The sequence below is a fragment of the Paractinoplanes deccanensis genome, from assembly GCF_016862115.1.
In the GTDB taxonomy this organism is placed as follows: domain Bacteria; phylum Actinomycetota; class Actinomycetes; order Mycobacteriales; family Micromonosporaceae; genus Actinoplanes; species Actinoplanes deccanensis.
In genome coordinates this window covers 1-24,331 of sequence record NZ_BOMI01000211.1, presented here as the reverse complement: position 1 = coordinate 24,331, position 24,331 = coordinate 1, and the positions used below count along the sequence as shown (strand labels likewise).

Below are 24,331 nucleotides of genomic sequence, written 5' to 3'. Positions count from 1 at the left end.
GTCGTGATTTCGTACGACCGGTCAGCGCTTGTCGATCGGGACGAACTCGCGCTCGGGCGAGCCCGTGTAGAGCTGGCGCGGGCGGCCGATCTTGTTGGCCGGGTCGTTCATCATCTCGGTCCACTGGGCGATCCAGCCGGGCAGGCGGCCCAGCGCGAACAGCACCGTGAACATCTTGGTGGGGAAGCCCATGGCCTTGTAGATGAGGCCGGTGTAGAAGTCGACGTTCGGGTAGAGCTTGCGCGAGACGAAGTAGTCGTCGTTGAGCGCGATCTCCTCGAGCTGGAACGCGATCTCGAGCAGCGGGTCGGGCTTGTCGAGCGTGGAGAGCATCTCCTGGGCGGCCTTCTTGACGATGGCGGCGCGCGGGTCGTAGTTCTTGTAGACCCGGTGGCCGAAGCCCATGAGCTTGACGCCCTTTTCCTTGTTCTTCACCCGGGTGACGAACGAGTTGACGTCGCCGCCGTCCTTGCGGATCTGCTCGAGCATCTCGAGCACCGCCGCGTTGGCGCCGCCGTGCAGCGGGCCGGAGAGGGCGTTGATGCCGGCCGAGACCGAGGCGAAGAGGTTGGCCTGCGCCGAGCCGACCAGGCGCACGGTCGACGTGGAGCAGTTCTGCTCGTGGTCGGCGTGCAGGATGAAGAGCATGTCCAGGATCTTGGCGACCTTGGGGTCGACGTCGTACTGGACGGTGGGCAGACCGAAGGTCATCCGGAGGAAGTTCTCGACGTAGTCGAGGGAGTTGTCCGGGTACGGCAGCGGGTGGCCGATGGACTTCTTGTACGCGTACGCCGCGATGGTCGGAAGCTTCGCCATCAGACGGATGCCGGAGATCTCGACCTGCTCGGCGTCGAGCGGGTCGAGCGCGTCCTGGTAGAAGGTCGACAGCGCGGTCACCGCGGAGGAGAGCACCGCCATCGGGTGCGCGTCGCGCGGGAAGCCGGAGAAGAAGGCGCGCATCTCCTCCTGCAGGAGCGTGTGCACCCGGATCTTGTCGCCGAAGTCCTTGAGCTGCTGCGGCGTCGGCAACTCGTCCTTCATCAGCAGGTAGGAGACCTCGAGGAAGGTGGACTTCTCCGCCAGCTGCTCGATCGGGAAGCCGCGGTAGCGGAGGATGCCGGCGTCACCGTCGATGTAGGTGATCGCCGACGTGGTGGAGGCGGTGTTGACGAAACCCTGGTCGAGGGTCACATAGCCGGTCTCCTTGAGGAGGGCGCTGACGTCGATGCCACCCGGGCCCTCGACAGCCTCACGAACCGGCATCGACAGCTGCCCGCCAGGATGGTCGAGCTTGACATCCGTCATGTATTTCCCTCACTTCACCGGCAGATGTCCCACGAATTTTGTCGTTTACCGTAAACCCTCAACCTGAATGGGTCATCAGGTGGCCTCCTGCTGAGGGATTGATCACGAAGAGTGGCGCTCTTGCATAGATAATGGTTGGTATCAGAACCCGGAGGTGCAACCTGATGCGTCGTCCGAGTCCGTCGCCCGTCGTCGTAGGTGTCACCGGCACGTCGGCCGGCCTGGCCGCCGTGCGCCTGGCGGCGCGCGAAGCCCTCTCGCGCGGCCGCGAATTGCGAATCGTGCACGCGTTCACCTGGCCCAATGCGCGGCTCCCCGCGAACCTCGACTACGACCGGGCCCGCCGGGCCGCCTCGCGGGTTGTCGACGAGGCGATCGCCACCGCCCAGCGTTCCACACCCGGGGTGCGCGTGACGGGACAACTCGTCGACGGGCTGCCCGATCGGGTGCTGCTGCGCCTGGGCAGGACCGCCGAGCTGCTGGTCGTCGGCGACGACGACCTCGCCACGACCCCCTGGCTGCCCGAGATGTCGGTGCTGGTCCAGGCGGTCTCCCGGGCCTGGTGCCCGGTCATGGTGGCCCGCGGGCCACGGCCTCCGGCCGGCCCGATCCTGGTCGCCGTCGACGGATCCACGCACTCTCTCGTCGCGCTCAAGCACGCCGCGACCGAGGCGGTACGCCATCAGGTGCCCGTCCACGTCGCCCACGTCGCCCACACCGCCGCGGGCGGCCCCGGAGCGGAGGTGCTCGACCGGGCCGTGCGGGCCGTCCCCGAGCTCGGCGATCACGAGACCCACCTGCTCAGCGGGGCGCCCGGCCCCACCCTGGTACGCCAGTCCTGCCACGCCCGGATGCTGGTCCTCGGGCACCGCGGCTCGGACGGGGCCGGCCTGATCGGCTCGGTCGCCCGCGAGGTCCTGCACCACGCCGCCTGCCCCACCGTCTTCCCGCACGGCCGCCCGCTGCCGGCCCAGCGCGTGCCGCGCGGCACTGCCCAGATGGGCAACGCCCTGGCCAGGTAAAACCGCTCAGCCCGGTCGCACGCGTACCGAAATGGTGAGTGATGACCGAGAAATGGCGGCTCTTCGGAGTGGCCGGGCTGGCGGCGACGGCCGCGTACACGGCGAACCTCGACTCCGTGGTCAATGCCGTGTGCCTGCTCGCGATCGGCCTGGGCACCGTCTGGGCGTGCTTCACCGGCCCGCGCAGCTTCGGCGCGGAGCCGCGCGTGGCGTGGCGGCTGATGGCCCTCGCCGCGTCCAGCTTCCTGGTCGGCGTGCTCGTGCGGCCGATGGTCGAGGGCCTGGACCAGCCGCTGCCCCTGCTGGCCGACGCGGCGACCATCCCCGGCTACATCATGCTGGCCACCTTCCTCGTCATCCTGCTGCGCTGGCGGGTGAGCATCGACCGGCACGCCGTGCTGGACGGCCTCATCTTCTGCCTGGCCGGCGGGCTGGCCGCAGCGCTGCTGCTCGCGGCCCCCGCGGCCGAGATCCAGGAGCGCGACCAGGTGCAGAACGTGCTGGCCGCGTTCTATCCGCTCTTCGACGTGATCCTGCTGCTGCTCGTGGTCAACCTGACCTTCACCGCACGGCAGTGGCCGCCGAGCCTGATCACTCTGCTCGGCTCGCTGACCATGCTCTTCATCGGCGACACCGCCTACGCGATCATCGGGACGACCGGCCGGACGTACGCGTCGCCGCTGCTCGACGCGCCGTTCCTGATGGCGTACGCCCTGATGGGGGTCACCGCCCTGCACCCCTCGGTGGTGCAGCTGAGCCGCCCGGCGCGGCCACCGGTGCAGGCCTGGTCGGTGCGGCGCGTCGCCGTGCTCGCCCCCGCGTCGATCACCCCGTTCGTGCTGCTCGTGGTGATCGACGCCCCGACCCGCGGGGAGCGGGTGACCATCGCCACGGCCGGCGTGCTCGCCACGGCGCTGCTGCTGGTGCGTGCGGTCTTCGCGGTACGAGCGCAGACGGTGGCCCAGCTGCACACCGAGCACCAGGCGCTGCACGACTCGCTGACCGGGCTGCCCAACCGCCTCATGCTCGGCGAGGAGATCGAACGGCTGCTCGGCCGGGCCACCCCCGGCGGCCTCCAGCGGGTCTGGGTGTTCGTGCTCGACCTGGACGGCTTCAAGTACGTCAACGAGAGCTGGGGCCACGACACCGGCGACCAGCTCGTCATCGAGCTGAGCCGCCGGCTGCGCTCCGCCGCGCCCGCCGCGGTCCCGGTGGCCGCGCTCGGCGGCGACGAGTTCGCGCTGGCCTACCTCGGCGAGCGCGAGGGGGCGCTGCGCCTGGCCGACGAGATCAGCCACTGCTTCACCCGGCCCTTCTCGATCCGCGGCATCGACGTCACCATCACCGCCTCGGTCGGCATCGCCTCGGCGGCGCCGGTCGAGTACGGCCGGTTCGCGCAGGTCACCGAGGCGCTGATGCGGGACGCGGACACCGCGATGTACCGCGCCAAGTCCGAGGGGCCCGGGCACACCACGATCTTCGACGCGTCCATGCACGAGGAGGTGCGCGAGCGCATCGAGCTCGAGGTGGCGCTGCGCAGGGCGATCGACGAGAGGCAGCTGCACGTCGCGTACCAGCCGATCGTCCGGGTCCGGACCGGGGTGCCGGTCGGCGCCGAGGCGCTGGTGCGCTGGGTCCACCCGGAGCGCGGGGCGATCTCCCCGGCCGTGTTCATCCCGATCGCCGAGGACGCCGGCCTGATCGGCGCCATCGGCGATCTCGTGCGCCGGGAGTCGCTGCGCCAGCTCGGGCAATGGCGCCGCGACGGCACGGTCGGCGACGACTTCTACCTCTCGATCAACGTGTCGGCGCGCCAGCTGACCGACCGGGAACTGCCGCTGATCGTCTCGGCGGAGCTGCTGGAGCACGGCGTGCCGGCGCGCTGCGTGGCGCTGGAGATGACCGAGTCGGTGCTGGTCGACCCGGACAGCACCTCCGGACGGGTGCTCTTCGAGCTGCGCGAGCTCGGCGTACAGCTGCTGATCGACGACTTCGGCACCGGCTTCTCGTCGCTGTCCTACCTGCGGCGGTTCCCCGTCACCGGGGTGAAGCTCGATCGCTCGTTCATCACCGGGCTCGGCCAGAGCACCGAGGACGACGAGATCGTCCGGGCCGTGACGGCGATGAGCTACGCGCTCGGGCTGACCGTGATCGCCGAGGGCGTCGAGACGCGGCTCCAGCGCGACGTGCTCGACGCGATCGGCGTGACCCGCGGGCAGGGCTGGCTCTGGGGGCCCGCCGTGCCGGCCGCGGAGTTCGCCTCGCACTGGCACGTCGACGGCGCGGCGTCTTTGCACAGTTCTCTTGAATCCTGAAGAAGCCCTGGCGGTCCGGGCGCCGCTCGGGCATTATTCGCTGACCGGGTCGTGGTAACGGGGATCACACTCGGGTCAGGTTTTGATCACAGAATCAGTACCAAAGGAGCGACATGTCGGGCCTCGTGGTCGTCCTGCTCGTGCTCATGGCCGGCCTCGCCGCCGCCCTGCTCGCCGCCACGGCCCGCCCCCGCCCCACGCGACGCCCCCGGATGTAGCAGTCTGGGCTGATGCGCTTCGCCACGTGGAACGTCAACTCGGTCAAGGCCCGTCTGCCGCGCCTGCTGGAGTGGCTCGACACCACCAAGCCCGACGTGCTGTGCCTCCAGGAGACCAAGGTGGCCGCCGACGGGTTCCCCAGTGACGAGGTCGCCGAGCTCGGCTACCGGACCGCCGCGTACGGCCAGGGCCGCTGGAACGGCGTCGCCCTGCTCTCCCGGGTCGGGCTCGAGGACGTCCAGCACGGATTCCCCGGCGAACCGGGCTACCCCGAGCCGGAAGCGCGCGCCATCGGCGCCCTCTGCGACGGGATCCGCTTCGTCTCGGTCTACGTGCCGAACGGGCGCACCCCCGAGGATCCGCATTACGCGTACAAATTGCGGTGGCTGGCCGCATTGCGCGACGCTCTGGTCCCCCAGGTGGCCGCCGGCCCGCTGGTCGTGGCGGGCGATTTCAACGTCGCGCCGACCGACGCCGACGTGTGGGATCCGGCCGTGTTCCGCGGATCCACCCACGTCACGCCGCCCGAGCGCGAGGCGCTGGCCGCCATCCGCGACGTCGGACTACGTGATGTGATCGGACGACCACTGAAGGGCGATCACCCCTTCACCTATTGGGATTACCGTGCCGGAATGTTCCACCAGAACAAGGGCATGCGGATCGACCTCGTCTACGCCACTCCCGCGATCGCCGGCCGGGTGACAGATGCCGTGGTGGACCGCGAGGCGCGCAAGGGCAAGGGCCCTTCCGACCACGCCCCGATCGTGGTGGACCTCGGCGACTGACACGCCGGTCCCGCCCAACCCGCACCCGCTCGTCCCGGGCGAAAGCACGTAGGCTCTGAATCAGTGATTGCGTCCGGCGGGGAGAGACGGGAGGGACCATGACAGCGCAATCGCCGGCCACGGCCGGCGACAGGCTAGTCGAGACACCCGCACCGGCCCTGCTTCGCGCCGCGCTCGACGCGGCGAGCGAGGCGGTACTGCTGTGCGGTACCGCCGACGACAAGATCTTGCTGGTCAACGCCGCTGCCTCGGCGCTGGTCCCGGGTCTGGCCGCCGGCGGCGTCGCCGCACACGGGCCGCTGCCCGGCCTGGCCCGGGCGATCGAGGCCGGTGACGACACGTTCACCGACGAGCACGCGGGACGCCACCTCCAGGGGCATCGCCGAGCTCTCGGCGACCACCACTACGGGTGGTACCTGCGTGACCGCACCGACGAGGTGGTGCGCGCCGACGCGCTGCGGGCCGAGCGGGCCCGCACGGCGTTCCTCGCCGAGGCCGGGCGGCGCCTGTCCGCCTCGCTCCACCAGGGCCGATGCCTGCGCATCACGGCCGAGCTGGCGGTGGCCCACATGGCCGACGCGGCGATGGTGGTGCTGCCGGTCAACCGCCGGCACAGCTCGTGGGTGCGCCTGGTGGCCGGCGGCACGGTCGAGGAGGGCCGGCTGCGTGAGAGCGTGCTGCCCGAGATGCCGGGGCTGGTCGAGGTGCTGGGCGGCTTCCCGCCGATCCCCAGCCGGTGGCTCGACGCGTCCCAGGCGCCCGCCTGGCTGCTCCCCGAGGGCTTCGGCCCGATCGGCGCGCTGCTGGTGATGCCGCTGCCCGGCAACGCCGAGCCCGCGGGCGCGCTGATCCTGGCCCGCCGCGGCGCGGAGGCCGAGTTCAGCCCCGAGGACGAGATGCTCGCCCGGATCTTCGCGGCCCGCGCGGGCGGCGCGATCTCGGCGGCGGGCCTCTACCGCGAACAGGTCGACACGACAGCGGTGCTCCAGGCCGACCTGCTGCCGCCCGAGCTGCCCCAGCCCGACGGCATCGAGCTGGTCGGCTCCTACCAGGCCGCCAAGGAGGCGCTGCGTATCGGCGGCGACTTCTACGACGTCTTCGGGCCGACCGAGAACAGCGCCGACACGGTCATCGCGCTCGGCGACGTGTGCGGCAAGGGACCCGAGGCGGCGGTGCTCACCGGCAAGGTGCGCCAGACCCTGCGCGCGCTGCGCCTGGTCGACGCGCAGCCCGGCGACATGTTGCGGGTGCTCAACCAGGCGCTGCTGCAGTCGGCCCGGCAACACCGGTTCGTCACCATGGTGGTCGGCTCGGTCAGCCGCGCCGACCACGGGCGGGTGCGGCTCACCCTGGCCACCGGCGGCCACCCGCCGCCGCTGGTGCTGCGCAACGACGGCACGGTCGAGGAGGTGCCCACCAGCGGCACGCTCATCGGCGCGGTGGCCCGCACCGTCGTGCACCCCGCGGACGTGGAGCTGGCGCCGGGCGAGCTGTGCCTGCTCTACAGCGACGGCCTGACCGAGGCGCGCGGCGGCCCTTCGGGCTTCGAGGAGTACGGCGAGGCGCGGCTGCGCGACGCGCTGTCCGAGTGCCGCGGCATGCCGGGCGCCGCGACCGTGGAGCGCATCCGGCAGCTCGTCTCCGACTGGGTGCACGGCGGCGCACGCGACGACATCGCGATGCTGGCCGTGCGAGCGCCCGCGCGCACCCAGCTCAGCCTGCGGCCCGGGGCACGCAACGCCTCCCCGTTCGCCATCGACGCTGCGCGGCGAGGTGACCGGCGCGTCAGGCAGCGCACATGATCTCCCACTCGTTCCGCTCGATCGACGACCCCGGCCTCGCCGAGGAATACCTGCGCCTGGTCGGCGACAGCGACGAGTACGGCGCGATCCTGGTGGTCAACGAGCTGCTCGACGCGGGTGTCGAGCCGCAGCGCATCATGATGGACCTGATCGCCCGCACCCAGGCCCGCGTGGGCGAGCTGTGGGCCGAGAACGTGTGGTCGGTGGCCCGCGAGCACGCGGCGACCGCCATCAGCGAGCGCGCGCTGGCGGCGGTGGCGGCCCGCATCACCGTGCCGCCCACCCGCGGCCGCATCACGATCGCCTGCGTCGACGGCGAATGGCACGCGCTGCCGGTCCGCCTGCTCTGCGAGATGCTGCGCCTCGACGGCTGGCGCACCGACTTCCTGGGCGCCAGCGTGCCCGGCCCCCACCTGGTCTCCCACCTGCACCAGACGGGCCCCGACGCGGTCGCCCTGAGCTGCATGATCGCCACCCGCCTCCCGCGCGCCCACGCCGCGATCACGGCCTGCCGCTCGGCCGGCATCCCGGTCATCGCCGGCGGCCGCGGCTTCGGCCCCGGCGGCCGCTACGCCCAGCACCTGGGCGCCGACGCCTGGGCCGCGAGCGCCGAGGAGGCGGTGCGGCGCCTGGCCCGCAACTGGCCGCCGCACTCCGCCGACCCGCAGCTGTCGGCCTTCCTGGGCGACGAGGAATACACCCACGTCGTCCGCCACCGCGGCACCCTGATCAGCACGGCGATGGACACGCTGATGCGGACCTATCCGCGCATGCGCGGCTACAACACCCGCCAGATGGACGCGACGACCGAGGACATGACCCACATCGTCGACTTCCTCGCCTCGGCGCTGTACCTCAGCGAAACCCAGATCTTCACCGACTTCGTCACCTGGACCGCCGCCGTCCTGGAAGCCCGCGGCGTGCCGGCGGTCGCCCTGCGGGTGGGCCTCGAGGCGGTCCGCGCCCAGCTGCACGACTTCCCCACAGCGGTCGCCATGCTCAACGCCGGCGCCCAGCTGGTGAAGTAACGCCTCCCGCCGCCGGTCCACCGCACCCCGCCTCGGCGTCCTCAGCCCTGTCCGCGCCCTTCCGCATCCGCGCCCCTTCCCCATCCGCGCCCCCTCCCCATCCGCGCCCCCTCCCCATCCGCGCCCCCTCCCCATCCGCGCCCCCTCCCCATCCGCGCGGCCTGCGCCGGCGTCCACTTCGGATTGCGCCAATTAATTCGCTCGCGCGGGGGCGGCGGGGCCGCTAGCGTGATGCGCATGATCTGATGCCTCCTCCGGCCAGCCCCTTCCGGCCGCCCGTCGCCCGCTTCCGGGCCCGGCGCCGTCGATGGTGGGCACATGCCGTTGATCGTGCTCGGTTCCGGGTGTTCCGGTGGGTTGTCCGCCGTGGAGACGCCTCAGCGCCGACACCCGGAGCGCGTTCACCCTCTCGTCCCACGGTTTCGCACTGCCCGGCCCGGCGCCCAGCGCGCCGGGCCACCGAGGAGGCCCCTATGCCTGCCCAACCTTCCAGCGGCTCACCCTTCACCGTGCACATCGATCTCGACGACCTCGCCGAGCGTGACCTGACCGCCGGGCTCTTCGGGCCGTCGGCGGGCGCGGCCGCCAGTCGTCGCGACACCGCCAAGGGCTCCGAGCACCACGGCGCCCGCGACTCGCGCCAGGAGGCCCGGGAACGCTCCGGCCGCTCGCGCTCCGGCCGGGCCGCCGGCGCGGGGTCCGGGCGCTCCTACGCCTTCCGGCGCAGCTGAGCCACCCCTCCCCCGGCAGCGCCGCCTCCCGGAAGCACTCACGACTCCGGCGAGCCGAGCAGCAGTCGGCGAACGGCCCGGCACCCGACGGGGTGCCGGGCCGTTTCGCGCCGCACAGCCCGCATGCCCACGGTGGGTGCCAGGCCATCTCGCGCGGCGCAACCACACGCCCGGGGCGGGTGCCGGCCCGCCTGGGTGGCGCCTCCCTCCCGCCCGCCCAGGTCGGCGGACAGCGCCGAGAAGACCGGAAAACCACGCACCAATGTCGATGACAACCTGCCATGCACGCGCCGACCCGCCTGGATGGCGCCTCCCGACCGCCCAGGTCAGCGGACACCGCCGAAAGACCGGATAACCACGCACAGACGAACCTGCCGGCACGCGCCGAACAGCCTGCGGGGCGTCTCGGCGGCCGAGGGTCGGCGGACAGCGCCGAGAAGACCGAGGAATTACCGCTCAGAGGTCGATGACGACCTTGCCGTGCACGTGCCGGCCTGCCTGTAGATCGACCGCGGCGCGGATCTGTGCGACGGGGAAGGTTGCCGCGACTGGCACTCGGAGCCGGCCCACGGCGATCAGGTCGGCGATCTCCTCGATGGCGCCGGGGGCGGCGTCGGCGCCGTTGGCCGGGGTGATGCCGTCGATCTGGGCGGCTATGGTGGTGATGCGCTTGTCGGGGACGCCCAGTTCTCGTGCCGCCTGTGCCGTGTCTGTGGCGTGCAGGTCGATGGCCGCGGTGACGCCGCCGGGAGCCAGGGCGCGGACCCGGTCGACGAGGCCTTCGCCGTAGGTGACCGGCTCGGCCCCGAGGGCGCTCAGGGCGTCAGCCGACGACGCCGATCCGGTGCCGATCACGCGCGCGCCAGCCAGGCGGGCGAGTTGGACGGCGAACACGCCGACCCCGCCTCCAGCCCCGCCGATGAGCAGCGTGTCGCCCGGGCCGGGGTCGACCACGGCGAGGGCGGCGGCGGCCGTGCGGCCCGCGATCGTCAGGGTGGCGGCGGTGCGGTCGTCAACGCCGTCGGGGGTACGGTGCGCCTCGCCGCCCCGCGCGATGGTTCCGGCCACGTCGATGAGCACGTGGTCGGCGACCGCGCGGGACATCGCGCCGCCGAACACCCGGTCGCCCGCCGCGAACTCGGTCACGCCCTCGCCGACCTGGTCCACGACTCCGGCGTAGTCGGTGCCGAATCCGCACGGCAGGTGCAGGCCGAACCGCGCGGCGGTGGCGGCGCCGGAGGTCATGAACCAGTCCATGGGGTTCAGGCCGGCGGCGGTGACTCGCACCCGGACCTGCCCCGCTCCGGCCCGCGGTACGGGCAACTCGCGGACGGTCAGCATCTCGGGGCCGCCGAACGACTCGACGAACTGGACCGCCCGGCTCAGGGCTACCGCTTGCATGCTCACGTGCTTCCTCCCGGCAGAGCGTCGAGCACCGGAAACGGAATATGCTCCGTTTCACCTGGCGCCGAGGGAAGCAGACAGCCGGAGGCCGCGGTCGGACGCGGCCCGCAACCGCGACCAGTTGCTGGCCGTGGCGACCCGCCTCTTCGCGTCGGCCGGCGCCGAGCCGTCGATGCGGGCGATCGCCCAGGAGGCCGGGGTCGGCATCGCCACGCTCTACCGGCACTTCCCCACCCGCGAGGCATTGGTCGACGCCGTCTATCGCGACCAAGTCACGCGGCTCACCGACGGCGCCCGCGACCTGCTCGACGAGCTGCCGCCGCGCGCCGCGCTACGACGCTGGGCGGAGCTGTTCGGCGACTGGATCGCCACCAAGAACGGCATGCTGGACACCCTGCTCGCCATGATCGAATCTGGCGAGATCGCCCACTCCCGGACGCAGGCCGAGCTGTTCGCGGCCATCGACGAGATCCTCGGCGCCGGCCGGGCGACGGGCGAGCTCCGCGCCGACGTCACCGCCGAGGACATCGCCGCGAGCCTGATCGGCATCTTCACCGTGGCCCACCCGCACGAGCACGAGGCGAGGGCGTCCCGTCTGCTGACCATTGTGCTGGACGGGCTGCGGCCCACCCCCTGAACCTGCACTTTCAACCTGATGGTTGACTCGCGCACCGACACGGTCTACGGTTACTTTCAACCGATGAGTTGAAAGTGGGCGAGCATGACGGCGGACGGGCTCTCGCGGGTTTTCGCCGCGCTGGCCGACCCCACCCGGCGGGACATGGTGGCTCGGCTGGCGGGCGGCGACGCGACGGTCAATCAGCTCGCGGAGCCGTACACGATGTCGCTCCAGGCGGTCTACAAGCACCTCAAGGTGCTCGAGGAGGCCGGGCTGGTGAGCCGTCCGCCGGGGCCGCAGCCGCGGTCCGTGCGGCTGGAGCTCGATGTCTTCGACGCAGTCGGTGGCTGGATCGAGCAGTACCGCCGCCGGGCCGAGGCGCGCTACCAGCGCCTCGACGCGGTGCTGGCGGCGATGAGAGACAAGGACGAGGCGAGAGACCAGGAGCGGAAGGGGCACCAGAGATGAACGAGGCACGGATCGAAGCCGACAAGGACCTGCCCATCGTCCGGATCACCCGCGACTTCGCGGCCACCCCGGAGCAGCTCTACCGGGCGCACACCGATCCCGAGCTGTTCGCGCAGTGGGTCGGGCCCGAGGCCATGACGGTGCACATCGACCACTGGGACGCGCGGAACGGCGGCTCCTGGCGGTACGTCGCCTCCCGGGGCACCGACGAGTACCGGTTCCGCGGCTGCTTCCACGAGGTGCGGCCGGACCGGATCGTGCAGACCTTCTCGTACGAGGGCGAGCCCGACGGGGTGGCCCTGGAGACGCTGATCTTCGAGGACCTCGGCGACGGCCGCACCCGCCTGCACGCGCAGTCGCTCGTCGACAGCTTCGCGGGCCGCGACGCGTGGCTCAAAAGCGGCATGGAGGTCGGCGTCAACGAGGGCTACGCCAAGCTGGACGCCCTGCTCACCAAGGGCGTGATCTGACGGTACGGGCCGGGCGGCGCCGTGCCGCCCGGCCCGTGGGCGCGCGGCTCAGCCGAGCTCGGCGTACACGTCGTCGAGACGGCCGTGGTACATGTCGGTCTTGGTGTTGAAGTTGGGGCCGCCGATGCGCAGCGGCAGCGGGTTGCTGATGTTGAGGGTGGCCGGGATGGTCGTCTGGCCGCGCACCACGTTGTCGACATAGACGGACAGCGTGGAGCCGTTGCGCTGGCAGAGGACCTTGTGCCACTGGCCGTCGGCCACCGAGGCGGCGGAGCGGGCCACGTAGGCGGTGGCGGAGCCGGTGCCGACGACGACGCACTGCGCCTTGCCGTTGGTGCGGCCCACCTGCATCTTCCACTGGCTGGCGGTGGTCGCCACGCCCTTCTGCATGATGTTGGCGGAGCCGGTGATCTGCGCCTTGGTCAGCTGGATGCGGGCCGACCAGCGGAACATCCGGGTGCCCGGGTTGAGATCGGCGTCGTCGGGCGCCTCGAGCAGGCCGCGCGGGCACGTGGCGGCGGTGCCGGAGCAGGCCGCCGGAAAGGTCAGGTAGCGCCCCGAGGGCGTGCCGGCGTCGAAGCGGATGACGCCCTGGTCGACGGAGCGCACGGTCAGCGCGGGCCCGCGGCCGGAGGTGTCGGCGACCCGCCCGTTCACCGCACCGGCGTCAAAGGTGTAGCGCGCGACAAGCGCGGGCGCCGCCGCAGCGGCAGCGGGCCGAACAGCAGCGGGTCGGGCAGCAGCAGGCCCGGCGGCAGCAGGCCCGGCAGCAGCAGGCCCGGCAGCAGCAGGCCCGGCAGCAGCAGGCCCGGCAGCAGCAGGCCCGGCAGCAGCAGGCCCGGCGGCAGCAGCGGCGGCGACGGCTTGAGCGGCGGCGGGCGCGGCGGCCGGGGCGGCGACGGCGGGCGGCAAGACACCGGAGCGGCCCGCGGCGGGAGCGACGGCGGTCGTCGGAGCGGCCGTCGCGACGGGGGCGCCGCCGGGGCGCACGGCGACAGGGGCGGTGGGAAGGATGGCCGGCGGGGTGGACGCCCCGGGAGCCGGAGCCTCAGCGGGGACCGCGGAGGCGGCCAGTGCGGGCGCCGGCACCGCGAGGCCGGCGAGCGCGACAAGGGCGAGAGCCATTTTCATACGTATAACTTCACGTATAGGCAGCAAAACGGCAAAGTACCGTATTCGGCGTTTCGGCGCGATTCCCCCGCCCGGATGGGCGAGCCCGTCCGGGCGATGGATCAAGCTCGTCCGGGGGACTCGCGCCTGGCCGCCCCGGTTACGGCAAGCCACGTCACAGGCCCCGAAAGGCGAAGCCCGGCCGCTGGCAGCGGCCGGGCTTCGAAGCAACGGAGCCTCAGAGAACCTCGTTCTCCAGGGCGATCCGACAGACCGCCACCAGGCGCAGCACGTGCCACTCGGCGGCGAGCCAGTCGGCCGTGGCGGCGGGGGCCGCGCCCGCGGACGGCAGGGTGCGGCCCATGCGGCGAGCACCGGCGACGATCGAGCGGGCGTAGGCGGCGAGGCCGTCCGCGTCGGGGGCGCGGTCCGCGTCGGCCAGGGCGTCGCGGACCCCGGCCGCGTGCTGGTCGATGAGGGCGAGGACGCCGGGGTCGGCGAGCGCGGCGACGATCCCGTCGACGCCCACGCGAGCCATCATCTCGTCGAGCGTGCCGGCGGCCGGCGAGGTCGGGACAAGAGCGGAAATCGGGGCGAAGGCGAGGAATTCGTTCGTCATGGCGAAGAACCTATGGCCTCGGCGGGCGCCGCGACAGGGGGGTAACCGAACGGCACCCGAGCGCTTCCGCGCCTGCTACGCGGGGAGCTGGTCCATCGCCTTGAAGATCCTTTTGTCCGAAATCGGATAGGCGGTTCCCAACGATTGGGCGAAGAAGTTGATCCTCAGTTCCTCGATCATCCAGCGGATCTCGCGGAGCTGCTCGACCGCCGCGCCACCCAGGTCGGCCCGCAGCTCGCGGTACTCCGACTCGATCTCGTGGATCTGGGCCATCAGCTGCCGGTCGCGGGCGAGGGTGCTGCCCAGCCGGTCCAGCCGGTAGACGATGCCCCGCAGGTAGCGCGGCATGTGGTGCAGCTGCCTCCAGCCGGTCTCGGTCACGAACCCGGCGTGCACCAGCCCCTTGAGCTGCTGGCGGATGTCCGCGAGCGCGGGCAGCAGCGCCGGGTCGCGCAGGGACTTCAGCCGCTGTTCCACGTCGTAGGCGGTGCCGAGCACCGCCTGCACCTGGGTCACCACGCTGGCGACCGCGTCGACCAGGTCCTGGCGCACCGTGTCGCGCAGTGAGGCGAACTCGACCGAGGACCAGACCGGCCCGCCCGCGTCGGACACCAGCCGGTCGACCGCCGCGCCCGCGCAATCGTCGAGCAAGTCCGAAATTGATCGGTACGGGTTGGCGCGCGACAGCTCCAGTTTCGCCCGGTTGTCCAGCCGCCCCTGGAGGTAGCGCGCGGCCGGCGGGAGGGTGAGCAGGAGCAGCTTGCGCGTGCCGGCCGTCATCGCCGTACGCTGCTCGGCCTCGGTCTCGAACACCTTGATCGCGACGCTGTCGCCCTCGTCGACCAGCGCGGGGAAGACGTTGACCTCGTAGCCACCGCGCACCTGGGCCACCCGGCGCGGCAGCACCCCGAAGTCGTTGGTGGTGATGCCCCGGCGCTCGATGTCGCCCGCCGCCCGGGAGATGGTCTGCTGCACCTTGGGCGCGAGGCTGCGGCGCAGGACCTCGAGGTCGCGCCCCTCCCCCAGCACCTTGCCGTGCTCGTCGACGACCCGGAAGTTGACCCGCAGGTGGTCGGGCACCTGGTCGGGCCGCCACGCGTCGCGGGGCACGATCGTGCCGGTGAGCCGGCGCAGCTCGTTGCCGATGGCGTCGGGCAGCGGGCCACGCCGCGCCGGCACCCGGTCGAGCACGGCCTCGGCCCAGTCGGGCACCGGCACGAAGTTGGTGCGCAGCGCCTTGGGCAGGGCCCGGATCAGCGCGATCACGACCTCCTTGCGGAAGCCGGGCACCGACCAGCCGAAGTCCTCCGGGTCGAGCTTGTTGAGCAGCGGCAGCGGCACCTCGACCGTGACGCCGTCGGCGGACGAGTTCGGCTCGAACTCGTACGACAGCGGCAGCTTGACCCCGTTGGCCAGCCAGGCGTCCGGATAGGCGTTGGGGTCGACCCCGTCGCGGCCCGCGTTGACCAGCAGCTCGCGGGTGAACGTGAGCAGGTCGGGGTTCTCCCGGCGGGCCTTCTTCCACCACGCGTCGAAGTGGCGCGCCGAGACCACGTCGGCGGGGATGCGCGCGTCGTAGAGCGCGTAGACGGTCTCGTCGTCGACAGCGATGTCGCGACGCCGGGCCCTGTTCTCGATCTCCTCGATCTGGGCCAGCAGCTTCGCGTTGTCGGCGTAGAACTTGTGGTGGGTCTCCCAGTCGCCCTCGACGAGCGCGTGCCGGATGAACAGCTCGCGTGACGCCACCGGGTCGACCTTGGCGTACCCGACCTTGCGCCGCGGCACGATCGGCAGCCCGTAGAGGGTCACCTTCTCGTACGCCATGACGGCGCCCTGCTTCTTTTCCCAGTGCGGCTCGCTGTAGCTGCGCTTGACCAGGTGCGGGGCGAGCTTCTCGGCCCATTCCGGCTCGATGCGCGCGTTGACCCGGGCGTAGAGGCGGCTGGTCTCGACGAGCTCGGCGGACATCACCCAGCGCGGCTGCTTCTTGAACAGCGCCGATCCGGGGAAGATCGCGAACTTGGCGCCGCGGGCGCCGAGGTATTCGCGCTTGTCGGTGTCCTTGAGCCCGATGTGGCTGAGCAGGCCGGAGAGCAGCGCGGTGTGCACGTGCTGGCCTGCGGCGATCTCCTCGCGGTCCTCGGCGAGGGTCAGGCCGAGGGTACGGGCGACCTGCCGCAGCTGGGCGTAGATGTCCTGCCACTCGCGCACGCGCAGGTAGTTGAGGAACTCGCTCTTGCACAGCCGGCGGAACTGGTTGCCGGACAGCTCCTGCTGTTTGTCGCGCAGGTAGCGCCAGAGGTTGAGGTAGCTGAAGAAGTCCGATTCCTTGTCGGTGAACCGGGCGTGCTTTTCGTCGGCCTGCTGCTGTTTGTCGGCGGGGCGCTCGCGCGGGTCCTGGATGGACAGGGCGGCCGCGATGACCATGACCTCGGCCACGCACTGCTGCTTGTCGGCCTCGATGACCATGCGGGCCAGCCGCGGGTCGACCGGGAGCTGGGCCAGCTGGCGGCCGAGTGGGGTGAGCCGGCGGTCGTCGAGCGCGCCCAGCTCCTCGAGCAGCTTGACGCCGTCGGTGATGTTGCGGCGGTCCGGCGGGTCGATGAACGGGAACTTCGCGAGGTCGCCGAGGCCCAGATTGGTCATCTGGAGGATGACGCTCGCGAGGTTGGTCCGCAGGATCTCGGGCTCGGTGAACTCGGGCCGGCCGAGGAAGTCCTCCTCGGAGTAGAGCCGGATGCAGATGCCGTCGGCGACCCGCCCGCAGCGGCCCTTGCGCTGGTTGGCGCTGGCCTGCGAGACCGGCTCGATGGGCAGCCGCTGCACCTTGAGCCGGTTGGAGTAGCGGCTGATGCGGGCGGTGCCGGGGTCGATCACGTACCGGATGCCGGGGACGGTCAGCGAGGTCTCGGCGACGTTGGTCGCCAGCACGACGCGGCGCTGCGAGTGGCGCTCGAAGACCTTGTGCTGCTCGGCGGCGGAGAGCCGGCCGTAGAGCGGGACGATCTCGGTGTTGCGCAGGTTGCGCTTGCCGAGCGCGTCGGCGGTGTCGCGGATCTCGCGCTCGCCGGAGAGGAAGACCAGGATGTCGCCGTCGCCCTCGCGGCTCAGCTCGTCGACGGCCTCGGCGATGCCGTCGACCTGGTCCATCGGCTCTTCGGTCTCGTCCTCGGCGTCGACCGTCACCAGCGGGCGATAACGCACCTCGACGGGATAGGTGCGGCCGGACACCTCGATGACCGGCGCGGGCTTGCCCGCCTTGTCGGCGAAGTGCGTCGCGAATCGGGCCGTCTCGATCGTCGCCGACGTGATGATCAGCTTGAGGTCGGGGCGCTTGGGCAGCAGCTCGCGCAGGTAGCCGAGGATGAAGTCGATGTTGAGGCTGCGCTCGTGCGCCTCGTCGATGATCAGCGTGTCGTAGCGGCGCAGCATCCGGTCGTTCTGGATCTCGGCCAGCAGGATGCCGTCCGTCATCACCTTGACCATGGTGTCGTCGCTGACCTGGTCGGTGAAGCGCACCTTGTAGCCGACGGTGCTGCCCAGCGGCCGGCCGACCTCCTCGGCGATGCGCTCGGCGACGGTGCGCGCCGCGATGCGCCGCGGCTGCGTGTGGCCGATCTGGCCGCGCACGCCCCGGCCCAGCTCCAGGCAGATCTTGGGCAGCTGGGTGGTCTTGCCGGAGCCGGTCTCGCCGGCCACCACGACCACCTGGTGGTCGCGGATGGCCTCGGCGATGTCGTCCTTGCGCCGGCTGACCGGCAGCGACTCGGGATAGGTGATCGGCGGTACGGAGGCGAGCCGCGCGCTCAGGCGTGCGGCGGCGCGCTCGGCGTCGGAGGCGATCTCGGCGAGGACGGCCGCGCGGGCCGCCTCGTCCTTGATCTTGCGGGTGCCCTCGAGCCGGCGCGTCAGCCGCCGCTCGTCGTGCGGGAGGAGCTCGGCTATCCGGCTGCGCAGCTCGGCGACGGCCGGCGGGGCGGGTGTTATCGACATGGCGCAGCAAGAATAGGCGGATCAGGCCACGAACGCCTGGTGATTAACGCCCCAGGCTGTCGACGGCGGCCATCTCCTCCTCGGTCAGCGTGAAGCCGGCGATGTCGGCGTTGCGGGCGATCCGCTCGGGCGTCGACGACTTGGGGATCACGACGATCTCGTGCTGGACGTGCCAGCGCAGCACCACGCGGGCCGTGTCGACGCCGTGCGCTGAGGCGATCTTGGTGAGGACCGGGTCGTTGAGGTTGGTGGTCTTGAAGGGCGAGTAGCCCTCGAGCACCACGCCGCGCTCCTTGTGCGCCCGCACGACCGCCGCGTCGTACAGCGAGGGGCCGAAGCGGATCTGGTTGACCGCCGGCGTCACGCCGGTCGCGGAGCTCAGCTCGTCGATCTCGTCGGCGCCGTAGTTGCTGACGCCGATGGCGCGCGCCAGGCCGGCGTCGCGGACGGCGACGAACTGCTCCCACACCTTCACCGAGCGGCCGCGGTGCGGCGGCCAGTGGATCAGCCACAGGTCGACCGCGTCGACGCCGAGCGCGCGCAGGCTCGCCTCGATGGTCTGGCGCTCCTTGCCGGCCCGCTCCGGGGGCAGCTTGGTGGTCACGAAGATCTCGTCGCGCGGCACGCCGGACTCGCGCAGCGCGCGGCCCACCTCGGCCTCGTTGCCGTACATCGTGGCGGTGTCGAGGTGCCGGTAACCGGCCTCGAGGGCGTCGCGCACGGACTGGTAGGCCTCGTCGCCGCGGATCTGCCAGGTGCCGAAGCCGAGCAGCGGCATCTCCACCGGTGTGCCGTCGGCCGCCTTGGGCAGCGGCAGGGCAGGAATCGTCATGGAGTCATCCTGCCCCGCACAACGGACGGCGACACCTTCGGTTCATGAGACGAGCGCTACTCCGCGTTCGGCCCGGTCGCCGGCGGCCGCTCGGGCACCGGCGCCCGCAACGGCACCGCCGCCGGGTCGTGCCCCGAGGGCACCGAGGACGGCAGCGCCCCCAGGCCGGGCAGCCGGGAGTTCTCCATCGCCGCCCGCTCCGCGAGCGCCCGCTCCAGCGCCGCCCTGGTGGCGGCCTCGTCGTCCGTGCCGGTCCTGGTCATCTCTGGTTCCTCCTCATCTCGTACGGCCGATCCGGGTCTCGCCAGGGGGATCGTGAAGTGGAAGCGGGTGCCGCCGCCCGGGTTGTCCGCGACGCCGATCTCGCCGCCGTGGCGCTCGACGATCCGCTTGCAGATGGCCAGGCCGAGGCCGGTGCCGGCGTATCCGGCGGCGGTGCGGGCCCGGTGGAAGCTCTCGAAGATCTGGGGCTTGTCCTCGTCCGGGATGCCGATGCCGCGGTCGGCGACGTCGATGCGGGCCCAGCGCGGCGACACCTGCTCGCCGGTCACGTCGACGCGCGGGGTGACGCCCGGGCGGACGTACTTGAGCGCGTTGCCGACGAGGTTGTCGAGGACGTGGCGCAGCATCGCCGGGTCGGCGCGCACCTCGGGCATCGGGCCGGCGTACACGTCCGGCCGGTCGGCGGGCCGCAGGTGCTCGGTGCGGTCGCGGATCACCTCGGCGAGCAGCGCCCCGAGGTCGACCCGCCGGGTGTTCAGCGGCGCGTTGCGGGCGGTGCTGTAGGCCAGCAGCGTGTCGATGAGCCCGGCCATCCGGTCGACCGCCCGCACGATCTTCTGGAGGCCGTCGCGCACGTCGTCGGCCGCGGGCGAGGGCGGCACCTCCGCGAGGTCCTCGACCGCCGCCTCGCAGTGCCCGCGGATCACGGTGAGCGGCGCCTTGAGGTCGTGCGCCACCACGCCGGCGAAGACCGCGAGGTCGTTCTCGTAGCGGCGCAGCTCGGTGATGTCGTGGAAGACGGCGACCGCCCCGCGCTGGCCGGCGCTGGTGTGCAGCGGCCGGCCGTCGACGCTGACCAGGATGCCCTCGGGCCGCCGCTCGTTGCGGACCATCATCTCGACGCCGTCGCTCGACTCGCCGCGCAGCGCCCGGATCAGCGGCAGCTCGTCGAGCGGGAACGGGGTGCGCCCGTCCGGCCGGTAGAGCCCGTAGTGCTCCTGCCAGGTGCCGGGGCTCTGCGCGTCGTCCATCCCGCCGAGGAGCTGCTTGGCCGCCGGATTGTGCAGCAGGAAGGCGCCGTTCTCGTCGACCACGCCGACGCCGTCGCCGATGCTGTTCATGATCGCGCCGAGCAGGCCCGCCTGGCGGCGGCTCTCCGCCTCGGCCGTGCGCAGGTCGGCGGTGGCCTCCTCCACCTGGGCCAGCGCCCGCGCCCGGCCGGTGGCGAGCGTCCAGACGAGCCCCGAGAGGATCAGCGTGAGGGCGAGCCCGCCGAGCAGCACGATCAGCGGCAGGTGGCTGGTGGCGCCGGGCAGCAGCCGCGGGTCGGCCTTGGTGATCAGCGTCCACTGCCGGTCGGCGACCCGGAAGTCGCTGCGCCGTTCCAGGTCGGTGGCGCCGGCCACCGGATATTCGGCGACCACCGGGCGGTCGCCGTCGCGGTCGGCGGCGAGCAGAGTGGCGTCGAGCTGGCCCTGGCTGACCGTGGCGAGCACGCCGCTGAGGAAGTCCTGCCCGCGCAGGCCGAGCACCACCCAGCCGCGGAAGCTGGGGAACGACGAGCGGCTCCAGACCGGCGCGGCGAAGACGAACGAGTGCTGCTGCTCGGCGACGGGCAGATTGCGGTCGCGCAGCAGCACGTACGTGTCGGAGACGCTGGGTTGCCCGATCCGGCGCGCGTCCTCCAGCGCGGCGGCGGCCTCCGGCGCGGCCGACACGTCGAGTCCGTTGAGGGCGGGGCCGGCCGCGTTGAGCGTGCGCGTGAAGATCGAGAAGAAGTGCTCGCCGGTGCCCACGGGCTTGAGCACCAGGCCGTCCGAGCCGCGCCCGCGCCACAGCTTCTGCACGGCGGGCACCTGGGCGGTGGTGGCCGGCACGACGTACGCCAGGGAGGCCGCGCCGATCAGGTCGGCCGAGGAGAGCGGCGCGGTGGCGGCGTCGAAGTCGGCCCAGGTCAGGTCGTCGTCGGTGCCGATGCCGGCGGCGGTCGCCTCGGTGAGGGCCCGGAAACGCTCGGTCTCGGTCTGCACGGCGGCCTGGGCCATCACGGCGCGCTGGTCCATGACCCGGTCGGCGGTCTCCTCCTGCGCGGAGCGCATGCCCGCGTACACCAGGCCGAAGATGACCAGGCCGACCAGCGCGACGGAGACAGCCAGCACGAGGCCCCTCGAGGGCGCCGCCGTCCCCGGCCGTTGCTTCACCGCCGTTCCCCCACAAAAGTGAGCATAAAACGCAAATCGCCCCCGTCGACCGGACTTCGGCCGACGGGGGCGAATCGAGCTCACTTCCAGATGTCGTACTGGTAGAGCTTCTTCTGCGCCATCAGGGTCGTGATCTTGGTGTAGTAGTTCGGGTCGGTGGCGTAGCCGGCCTTCCACACGTTCCAGATGAACTTGTTGGCGTCCTTGGTGTAGGTGAACGCGGGCTTGTACCGGCTGTTCACCCGCAGGAAGTTGCCGTGGTCGCGGAACGAGTGCGCCATCGAGGCGTACGTCCGGAAGCTGGCGACCGTGGTGAAGCACGTGCCGGCCTTGGTGCACTCCTGCGTCGTGTAGTCGTGGCAGCCGTTGGCGAGCGTCCCGTACCGCCCGGACTGGCACTTGATGCCGAAGTAGTTCTTGTCGACCGACGCCAGGCCGCTCTTGCCCCAGCCCGACTCCAGGATCGCCTGCGCGATCGTGACCGAGGCGGGAACGCCGTACTCGCGCCAGCCGCGCTGCGCGCCCGGCACCGCCGCCGCCAGGAACTGCTCCGGGGTGACCGTGGTGACCGGCTTGACCGGCGCCGCGCCCGGGCAGGCGGTCAGCGTGGGCGTGACGACGTACGCGTGCGAGATGTACGAGCCGTCGGAGAGCCGGTTCCACTGCGAGGTCGCGCGGACCGTGCCGCTCACCATGGTGCCGGCGACACCGCAGACGCCGTTGACCTTGGTGCCGGTGGCGACCGTGCGCTTCACCGGCGCCGTGGTCGACGGGGCGGTCCGGATGTTGACCTTGCCGTCGGCGCTCGTGACCGTGCCGACCTTGTAGGCGGTCTTCTTCACCGGCGCGGGCTTCTTCGTCTTGACGGCCGAAGCCTGCGGCGACGAGGTGGCGCACTTCGTGACGGCGCCGCCGCGCAGGTAGGAGTGCGTGACGTAGCCGCCGGAGGCGAGCTTGTCCCACTGCGCGGTGGTGCGGACCGAGCCTCGTACGCTCTGGCCGGTCACGGCGCAGACGACGGTGACCTTCTGGTTGTCACGCAGCGAGCCGACCACCTTCGCGGCCAAAGACGGCGCGGAACGGACCTTCAGCGAGCTGCGGACGTCGACCGTGGCCGTCACCCCAGCCGCTTGCGCCGCGCCGGGCACGGCGAGCATGCCGGCCCCCACGGCGAGCGCGAGCATCGGTCCGGCAAGCCGGCGGGTGTACTGCCTCATGAAAAAAGTCCCCCTTCGTTTCGGTCGGCGTCCGTACGAAGGTGGCGGCGCAGCGTTGCCGGCCGAGAGCGCTCCGGGGTGCAGAAACGTTGCCGAGACCGCCCGCTGTGGCGAGAATGTGCCGCAGGTGACGTTGTGACCGGTGTGGCGCGCGCTTGAAAATCCGGGTGGCTGGGAAAAGCGCGTACCGCCGTTGACCGCGACTCGAGAAGGGCACCCCGCCGATGACGGCCCTGGCGTCCCCCGCGTCACCCGACACCCACCCGCACACCCGAGGCGCCGGTCACCTGGTCGCGCCGATCGCCACCCTCGTGCTGGCCGTGGCCGCCCTCTGGGCGCTCTGGCGCGCCGCCCTCCACACGTCGCTGGGCCAGCGGGTCGACACGGCCGCGATGCACGGCGCCGACGTGGGGCATCCCCACGTGGTGGAGGTGCTCGACCGGACGCTCAACGGCACCACCCTGGTGAGCCTGGTGCTCGTCTGCCTGTTCGCGGCCGCGTTCGGGATCCTGCGCCGCCGGGCCGACCTGGCCGTGGGCGCCGCCCTGCTGGTGCTCGGCGCGAACGCCACCACCCAGCTGCTCAAGACGGGTCTCGCCCGGCCCGACCTCGACGGCACCGGCATGCCGAACTCGTTCCCCAGCGGCCACACCGCGGCGGCCGCGTCGGTGGCCTTCGCCGTGATCCTGGTGCTGCCGCAGGCGCTGCGCGGGACGATCGCCCTGGTGGGCTTCGGCTACGTGACGGTGATCGCGGTGGCGACCGTCTGGGCCGAGTGGCACCGCCCGAGCGACACGATCGGCGGCCTGCTGGTCACCCTGGCCTGGGGTTCGGCCGCGGTCTTCCTGGTACGCCTGTGGCGGCTGCGCGGCCCCGGCGTCACGCAGCGCCCGAGCCGCCTCGCGACGGTCCCGCTGTTCCTCGGCGGGCTCGTGGCGGCGATCGCCGGGGCGTTCGGCCTCGCCGCGGTGGCCATGCTGGCCGACATCCCCGGCCGGTTCGCGTTCTTGTCCGGCTCGGCGGCCGTCGCCGCCGTCACGGCCGGAGCTTTTCTCGTCTGGGTGTGGTTCACGGCCTCACCCGGCGCCGTCAAAGGAGGCACGAAGTGACCACACCGTCCAGTTCCGACAACCCCACCGCCGGTGGCGTGCCTTCGGGCCCGTCCGGGGTGCCCACCCTGCCCGCGCAGAACGTCGCCGCGGGCGCCACGCCGACCGTGGTGGTCGGCACCTTCCCGGAGTACGCGCAGGCCCAGCAGGCGGTCGACCTGCTGTCGGACAACAAGTTCCCGGTGGAGCGCACCGCCATCATCGGCACCGACCTGCGCCTGGTCGAGAACGTGCTGGGCCGCCTGACAGTGGGCCGGGCGGCCCTCGCGGGCGCGGCGAGCGGCGCGTGGTTCGGCCTCTTCATCGGCCTGCTGTTCGGCCTGTTCAGCGACTCCAACTGGTTCGCGGTGGTGCTGAGCGGCCTGCTGATCGGCGCGGTCTGGGGCGCCATCTTCGGCGCCATCGCCCACGCCGCCACGGGCGGCCGGCGCGACTTCGCCTCGCGCAGCTCGCTGCAGGCCGGCCAGTACGCGGTCACGGCCGACGCGGAGGTCGCCGAGCAGGCCCGGCAGCTGTTGGTGCAGCTGAACTGGCGGGCTTCCGGCGCTCAGTGAGCTCTGCGCGTGAGGCCCGGGCCGCTGGGGTCCGGGCCTCACGCGTGACCGCCTTCTGTCGGCCCATGGGGCAGTCGCAACTCGCGGTTACCGGCCGTGTCCTGTGCGGCGCGAGGGCTCGGCCCGCAATCCCGCACCCCGCGCCTACCAGGGGCTGCGCCAGGCGGAGCACCTATGCGGGGACCAGCTGATCAGCCTCCGGCCGCGACTCGAGCGTCGCGGCGCTCGCAGAAGGCACCTACCCCGGCTCGGCGGCGCGCTCTCGATCGGCGGGGCCGTGGCCTACAGGCCGGCGTGGAGTTCGGT

General features: G+C 72.1%; 20 protein-coding genes. 11 read left to right on the top strand and 9 right to left on the bottom strand.

Annotated elements, in window-relative coordinates; translation table 11 throughout:
- Positions 1-21 precede the first annotated feature (21 nt).
- The gene (locus Ade02nite_RS47970) at positions 22-1,305 is read right to left on the bottom strand and encodes a citrate synthase (protein ID WP_203778132.1); all 1,284 of its coding nucleotides are present in this window, start codon (positions 1,303-1,305) and stop codon (positions 22-24) included.
- 164 nt (positions 1,306-1,469) lie between these two features.
- Here Ade02nite_RS47970 and Ade02nite_RS47965 point away from each other — a divergent pair, with 164 nt between their 5' ends.
- From Ade02nite_RS47965 to Ade02nite_RS47940, 6 genes are all read left to right on the top strand, one after another.
- The gene (locus Ade02nite_RS47965; RefSeq protein WP_203778131.1) at positions 1,470-2,327 is read left to right on the top strand and encodes a universal stress protein; all 858 of its coding nucleotides are present in this window, start codon (positions 1,470-1,472) and stop codon (positions 2,325-2,327) included.
- 41 nt (positions 2,328-2,368) lie between these two features.
- Positions 2,369-4,642 (top strand): putative bifunctional diguanylate cyclase/phosphodiesterase, encoded by a 2,274-nt coding sequence (locus tag Ade02nite_RS47960; protein WP_203778130.1) that lies wholly within the window; start codon positions 2,369-2,371, stop codon positions 4,640-4,642.
- A 230-nt stretch (positions 4,643-4,872) separates the two neighbouring features.
- Positions 4,873-5,646, top strand: coding sequence for an exodeoxyribonuclease III (locus Ade02nite_RS47955; RefSeq protein WP_203778129.1), 774 nt, complete (start codon positions 4,873-4,875; stop codon positions 5,644-5,646).
- A gap of 98 nt (positions 5,647-5,744) precedes the next feature.
- Positions 5,745-7,448: a PP2C family protein-serine/threonine phosphatase gene (locus Ade02nite_RS47950; protein WP_203778128.1), complete on the top strand. Its 1,704-nt coding sequence runs from the start codon at positions 5,745-5,747 to the stop codon at positions 7,446-7,448.
- Complete coding sequence (locus Ade02nite_RS47945) at positions 7,445-8,476, top strand: cobalamin B12-binding domain-containing protein (RefSeq protein WP_203778127.1); 1,032 nt, start codon at positions 7,445-7,447, stop codon at positions 8,474-8,476. Before Ade02nite_RS47950 ends, Ade02nite_RS47945 begins: the two co-directional genes overlap by 4 nt.
- 473 nt (positions 8,477-8,949) lie before the next feature.
- Positions 8,950-9,207: a hypothetical protein gene (locus Ade02nite_RS47940; protein WP_203778126.1), complete on the top strand. Its 258-nt coding sequence runs from the start codon at positions 8,950-8,952 to the stop codon at positions 9,205-9,207.
- Between the two features lie 456 nt (positions 9,208-9,663).
- On the opposite strand, the gene Ade02nite_RS47935 is transcribed toward Ade02nite_RS47940, so the two are convergent.
- On the bottom strand, positions 9,664-10,608 hold the full coding sequence (locus Ade02nite_RS47935) for an NADP-dependent oxidoreductase (RefSeq protein ID WP_203778125.1): 945 nt from the start codon (positions 10,606-10,608) through the stop codon (positions 9,664-9,666).
- 133 nt (positions 10,609-10,741) lie between these two features.
- On the opposite strand from Ade02nite_RS47935, the gene Ade02nite_RS47930 reads away from it, so the two are divergent.
- From Ade02nite_RS47930 to Ade02nite_RS47920, 3 genes are all read left to right on the top strand, one after another.
- Positions 10,742-11,248, top strand: coding sequence for a TetR/AcrR family transcriptional regulator (locus tag Ade02nite_RS47930; RefSeq protein ID WP_239169617.1), 507 nt, complete (start codon positions 10,742-10,744; stop codon positions 11,246-11,248).
- Between the two features lie 84 nt (positions 11,249-11,332).
- The gene (locus tag Ade02nite_RS47925) at positions 11,333-11,698 is read left to right on the top strand and encodes an ArsR/SmtB family transcription factor (protein ID WP_203778123.1); all 366 of its coding nucleotides are present in this window, start codon (positions 11,333-11,335) and stop codon (positions 11,696-11,698) included.
- Positions 11,695-12,168 (top strand): SRPBCC family protein, encoded by a 474-nt coding sequence (locus Ade02nite_RS47920; protein ID WP_203778122.1) that lies wholly within the window; start codon positions 11,695-11,697, stop codon positions 12,166-12,168. Before Ade02nite_RS47925 ends, Ade02nite_RS47920 begins: the two co-directional genes overlap by 4 nt.
- Positions 12,169-12,216: 48 nt before the next feature.
- On the opposite strand, the gene Ade02nite_RS50155 is transcribed toward Ade02nite_RS47920, so the two are convergent.
- The 7 genes from Ade02nite_RS50155 to gsmA all read right to left on the bottom strand — a co-directional run bounded on the left by Ade02nite_RS50155 (position 12,217) and on the right by gsmA (position 22,362).
- A complete protein-coding gene (locus Ade02nite_RS50155) occupies positions 12,217-12,825 on the bottom strand; it encodes a LamG-like jellyroll fold domain-containing protein (RefSeq protein WP_239169616.1) in 609 nt (202 codons plus the stop codon).
- Positions 12,822-13,085, bottom strand: a complete 264-nt coding sequence (locus tag Ade02nite_RS50150; RefSeq protein ID WP_239169615.1) for a hypothetical protein — start codon at positions 13,083-13,085, stop codon at positions 12,822-12,824. The genes Ade02nite_RS50155 and Ade02nite_RS50150 overlap by 4 nt, the downstream gene beginning before the upstream one ends.
- Positions 13,086-13,516: 431 nt before the next feature.
- Positions 13,517-13,897, bottom strand: coding sequence for a DUF6401 family natural product biosynthesis protein (locus tag Ade02nite_RS47910; protein ID WP_203778120.1), 381 nt, complete (start codon positions 13,895-13,897; stop codon positions 13,517-13,519).
- A gap of 75 nt (positions 13,898-13,972) precedes the next feature.
- A complete protein-coding gene (hrpA, locus tag Ade02nite_RS47905) occupies positions 13,973-17,890 on the bottom strand; it encodes an ATP-dependent RNA helicase HrpA (RefSeq protein WP_203778119.1) in 3,918 nt (1,305 codons plus the stop codon).
- Positions 17,891-17,933: 43 nt separating this feature from the next.
- Complete coding sequence (locus Ade02nite_RS47900; protein WP_239169614.1) at positions 17,934-18,722, bottom strand: aldo/keto reductase; 789 nt, start codon at positions 18,720-18,722, stop codon at positions 17,934-17,936.
- Positions 18,723-18,778: 56 nt separating this feature from the next.
- On the bottom strand, positions 18,779-21,103 hold the full coding sequence (locus tag Ade02nite_RS47895; protein ID WP_239169613.1) for an ATP-binding protein: 2,325 nt from the start codon (positions 21,101-21,103) through the stop codon (positions 18,779-18,781).
- Between the two features lie 122 nt (positions 21,104-21,225).
- A complete protein-coding gene (gene gsmA, locus Ade02nite_RS47890) occupies positions 21,226-22,362 on the bottom strand; it encodes a sporangiospore maturation cell wall hydrolase GsmA (RefSeq protein WP_203778118.1) in 1,137 nt (378 codons plus the stop codon).
- 224 nt (positions 22,363-22,586) lie between these two features.
- Between gsmA and Ade02nite_RS47885 the strand changes: the two genes are divergently transcribed.
- Positions 22,587-23,471: a phosphatase PAP2 family protein gene (locus Ade02nite_RS47885; RefSeq protein WP_203778117.1), complete on the top strand. Its 885-nt coding sequence runs from the start codon at positions 22,587-22,589 to the stop codon at positions 23,469-23,471.
- Entirely contained in the window at positions 23,468-24,025 is a 558-nt protein-coding gene (locus Ade02nite_RS47880) for a YflT domain-containing protein (RefSeq protein ID WP_203778116.1), read from the top strand. The genes Ade02nite_RS47885 and Ade02nite_RS47880 overlap by 4 nt, the downstream gene beginning before the upstream one ends.
- Positions 24,026-24,331: the final 306 nt, after the last annotated feature.

Excerpts from the sequence above, each read along its gene's own strand:
- Ade02nite_RS47920 (WP_203778122.1), top strand. The coding sequence starts at position 11,695 with ATGAACGAGGCACGGATCGAAGCCGACAAGGACCTGCCCATCGTCCGG.
- Ade02nite_RS47950 (WP_203778128.1), top strand. The coding sequence starts at position 5,745 with ATGACAGCGCAATCGCCGGCCACGGCCGGCGACAGGCTAGTCGAGACA.
- Ade02nite_RS47965 (WP_203778131.1), top strand. The coding sequence starts at position 1,470 with ATGCGTCGTCCGAGTCCGTCGCCCGTCGTCGTAGGTGTCACCGGCACG.
- Ade02nite_RS47925 (WP_203778123.1), top strand. The coding sequence starts at position 11,333 with ATGACGGCGGACGGGCTCTCGCGGGTTTTCGCCGCGCTGGCCGACCCC.
- Ade02nite_RS47970 (WP_203778132.1), bottom strand. The coding sequence starts at position 1,305 with ATGACGGATGTCAAGCTCGACCATCCTGGCGGGCAGCTGTCGATGCCG.
- hrpA (WP_203778119.1), bottom strand. The coding sequence starts at position 17,890 with ATGTCGATAACACCCGCCCCGCCGGCCGTCGCCGAGCTGCGCAGCCGG.
- Ade02nite_RS47960 (WP_203778130.1), top strand. The coding sequence starts at position 2,369 with ATGACCGAGAAATGGCGGCTCTTCGGAGTGGCCGGGCTGGCGGCGACG.
- Ade02nite_RS47940 (WP_203778126.1), top strand. The coding sequence starts at position 8,950 with ATGCCTGCCCAACCTTCCAGCGGCTCACCCTTCACCGTGCACATCGAT.
- gsmA (WP_203778118.1), bottom strand. The coding sequence starts at position 22,362 with ATGAGGCAGTACACCCGCCGGCTTGCCGGACCGATGCTCGCGCTCGCC.
- Ade02nite_RS47885 (WP_203778117.1), top strand. The coding sequence starts at position 22,587 with ATGACGGCCCTGGCGTCCCCCGCGTCACCCGACACCCACCCGCACACC.
- Ade02nite_RS47945 (WP_203778127.1), top strand. The coding sequence starts at position 7,445 with ATGATCTCCCACTCGTTCCGCTCGATCGACGACCCCGGCCTCGCCGAG.
- Ade02nite_RS47935 (WP_203778125.1), bottom strand. The coding sequence starts at position 10,608 with ATGCAAGCGGTAGCCCTGAGCCGGGCGGTCCAGTTCGTCGAGTCGTTC.
- Ade02nite_RS47900 (WP_239169614.1), bottom strand. The coding sequence starts at position 18,722 with ATGACGATTCCTGCCCTGCCGCTGCCCAAGGCGGCCGACGGCACACCG.
- Ade02nite_RS47910 (WP_203778120.1), bottom strand. The coding sequence starts at position 13,897 with ATGACGAACGAATTCCTCGCCTTCGCCCCGATTTCCGCTCTTGTCCCG.
- Ade02nite_RS47955 (WP_203778129.1), top strand. The coding sequence starts at position 4,873 with ATGCGCTTCGCCACGTGGAACGTCAACTCGGTCAAGGCCCGTCTGCCG.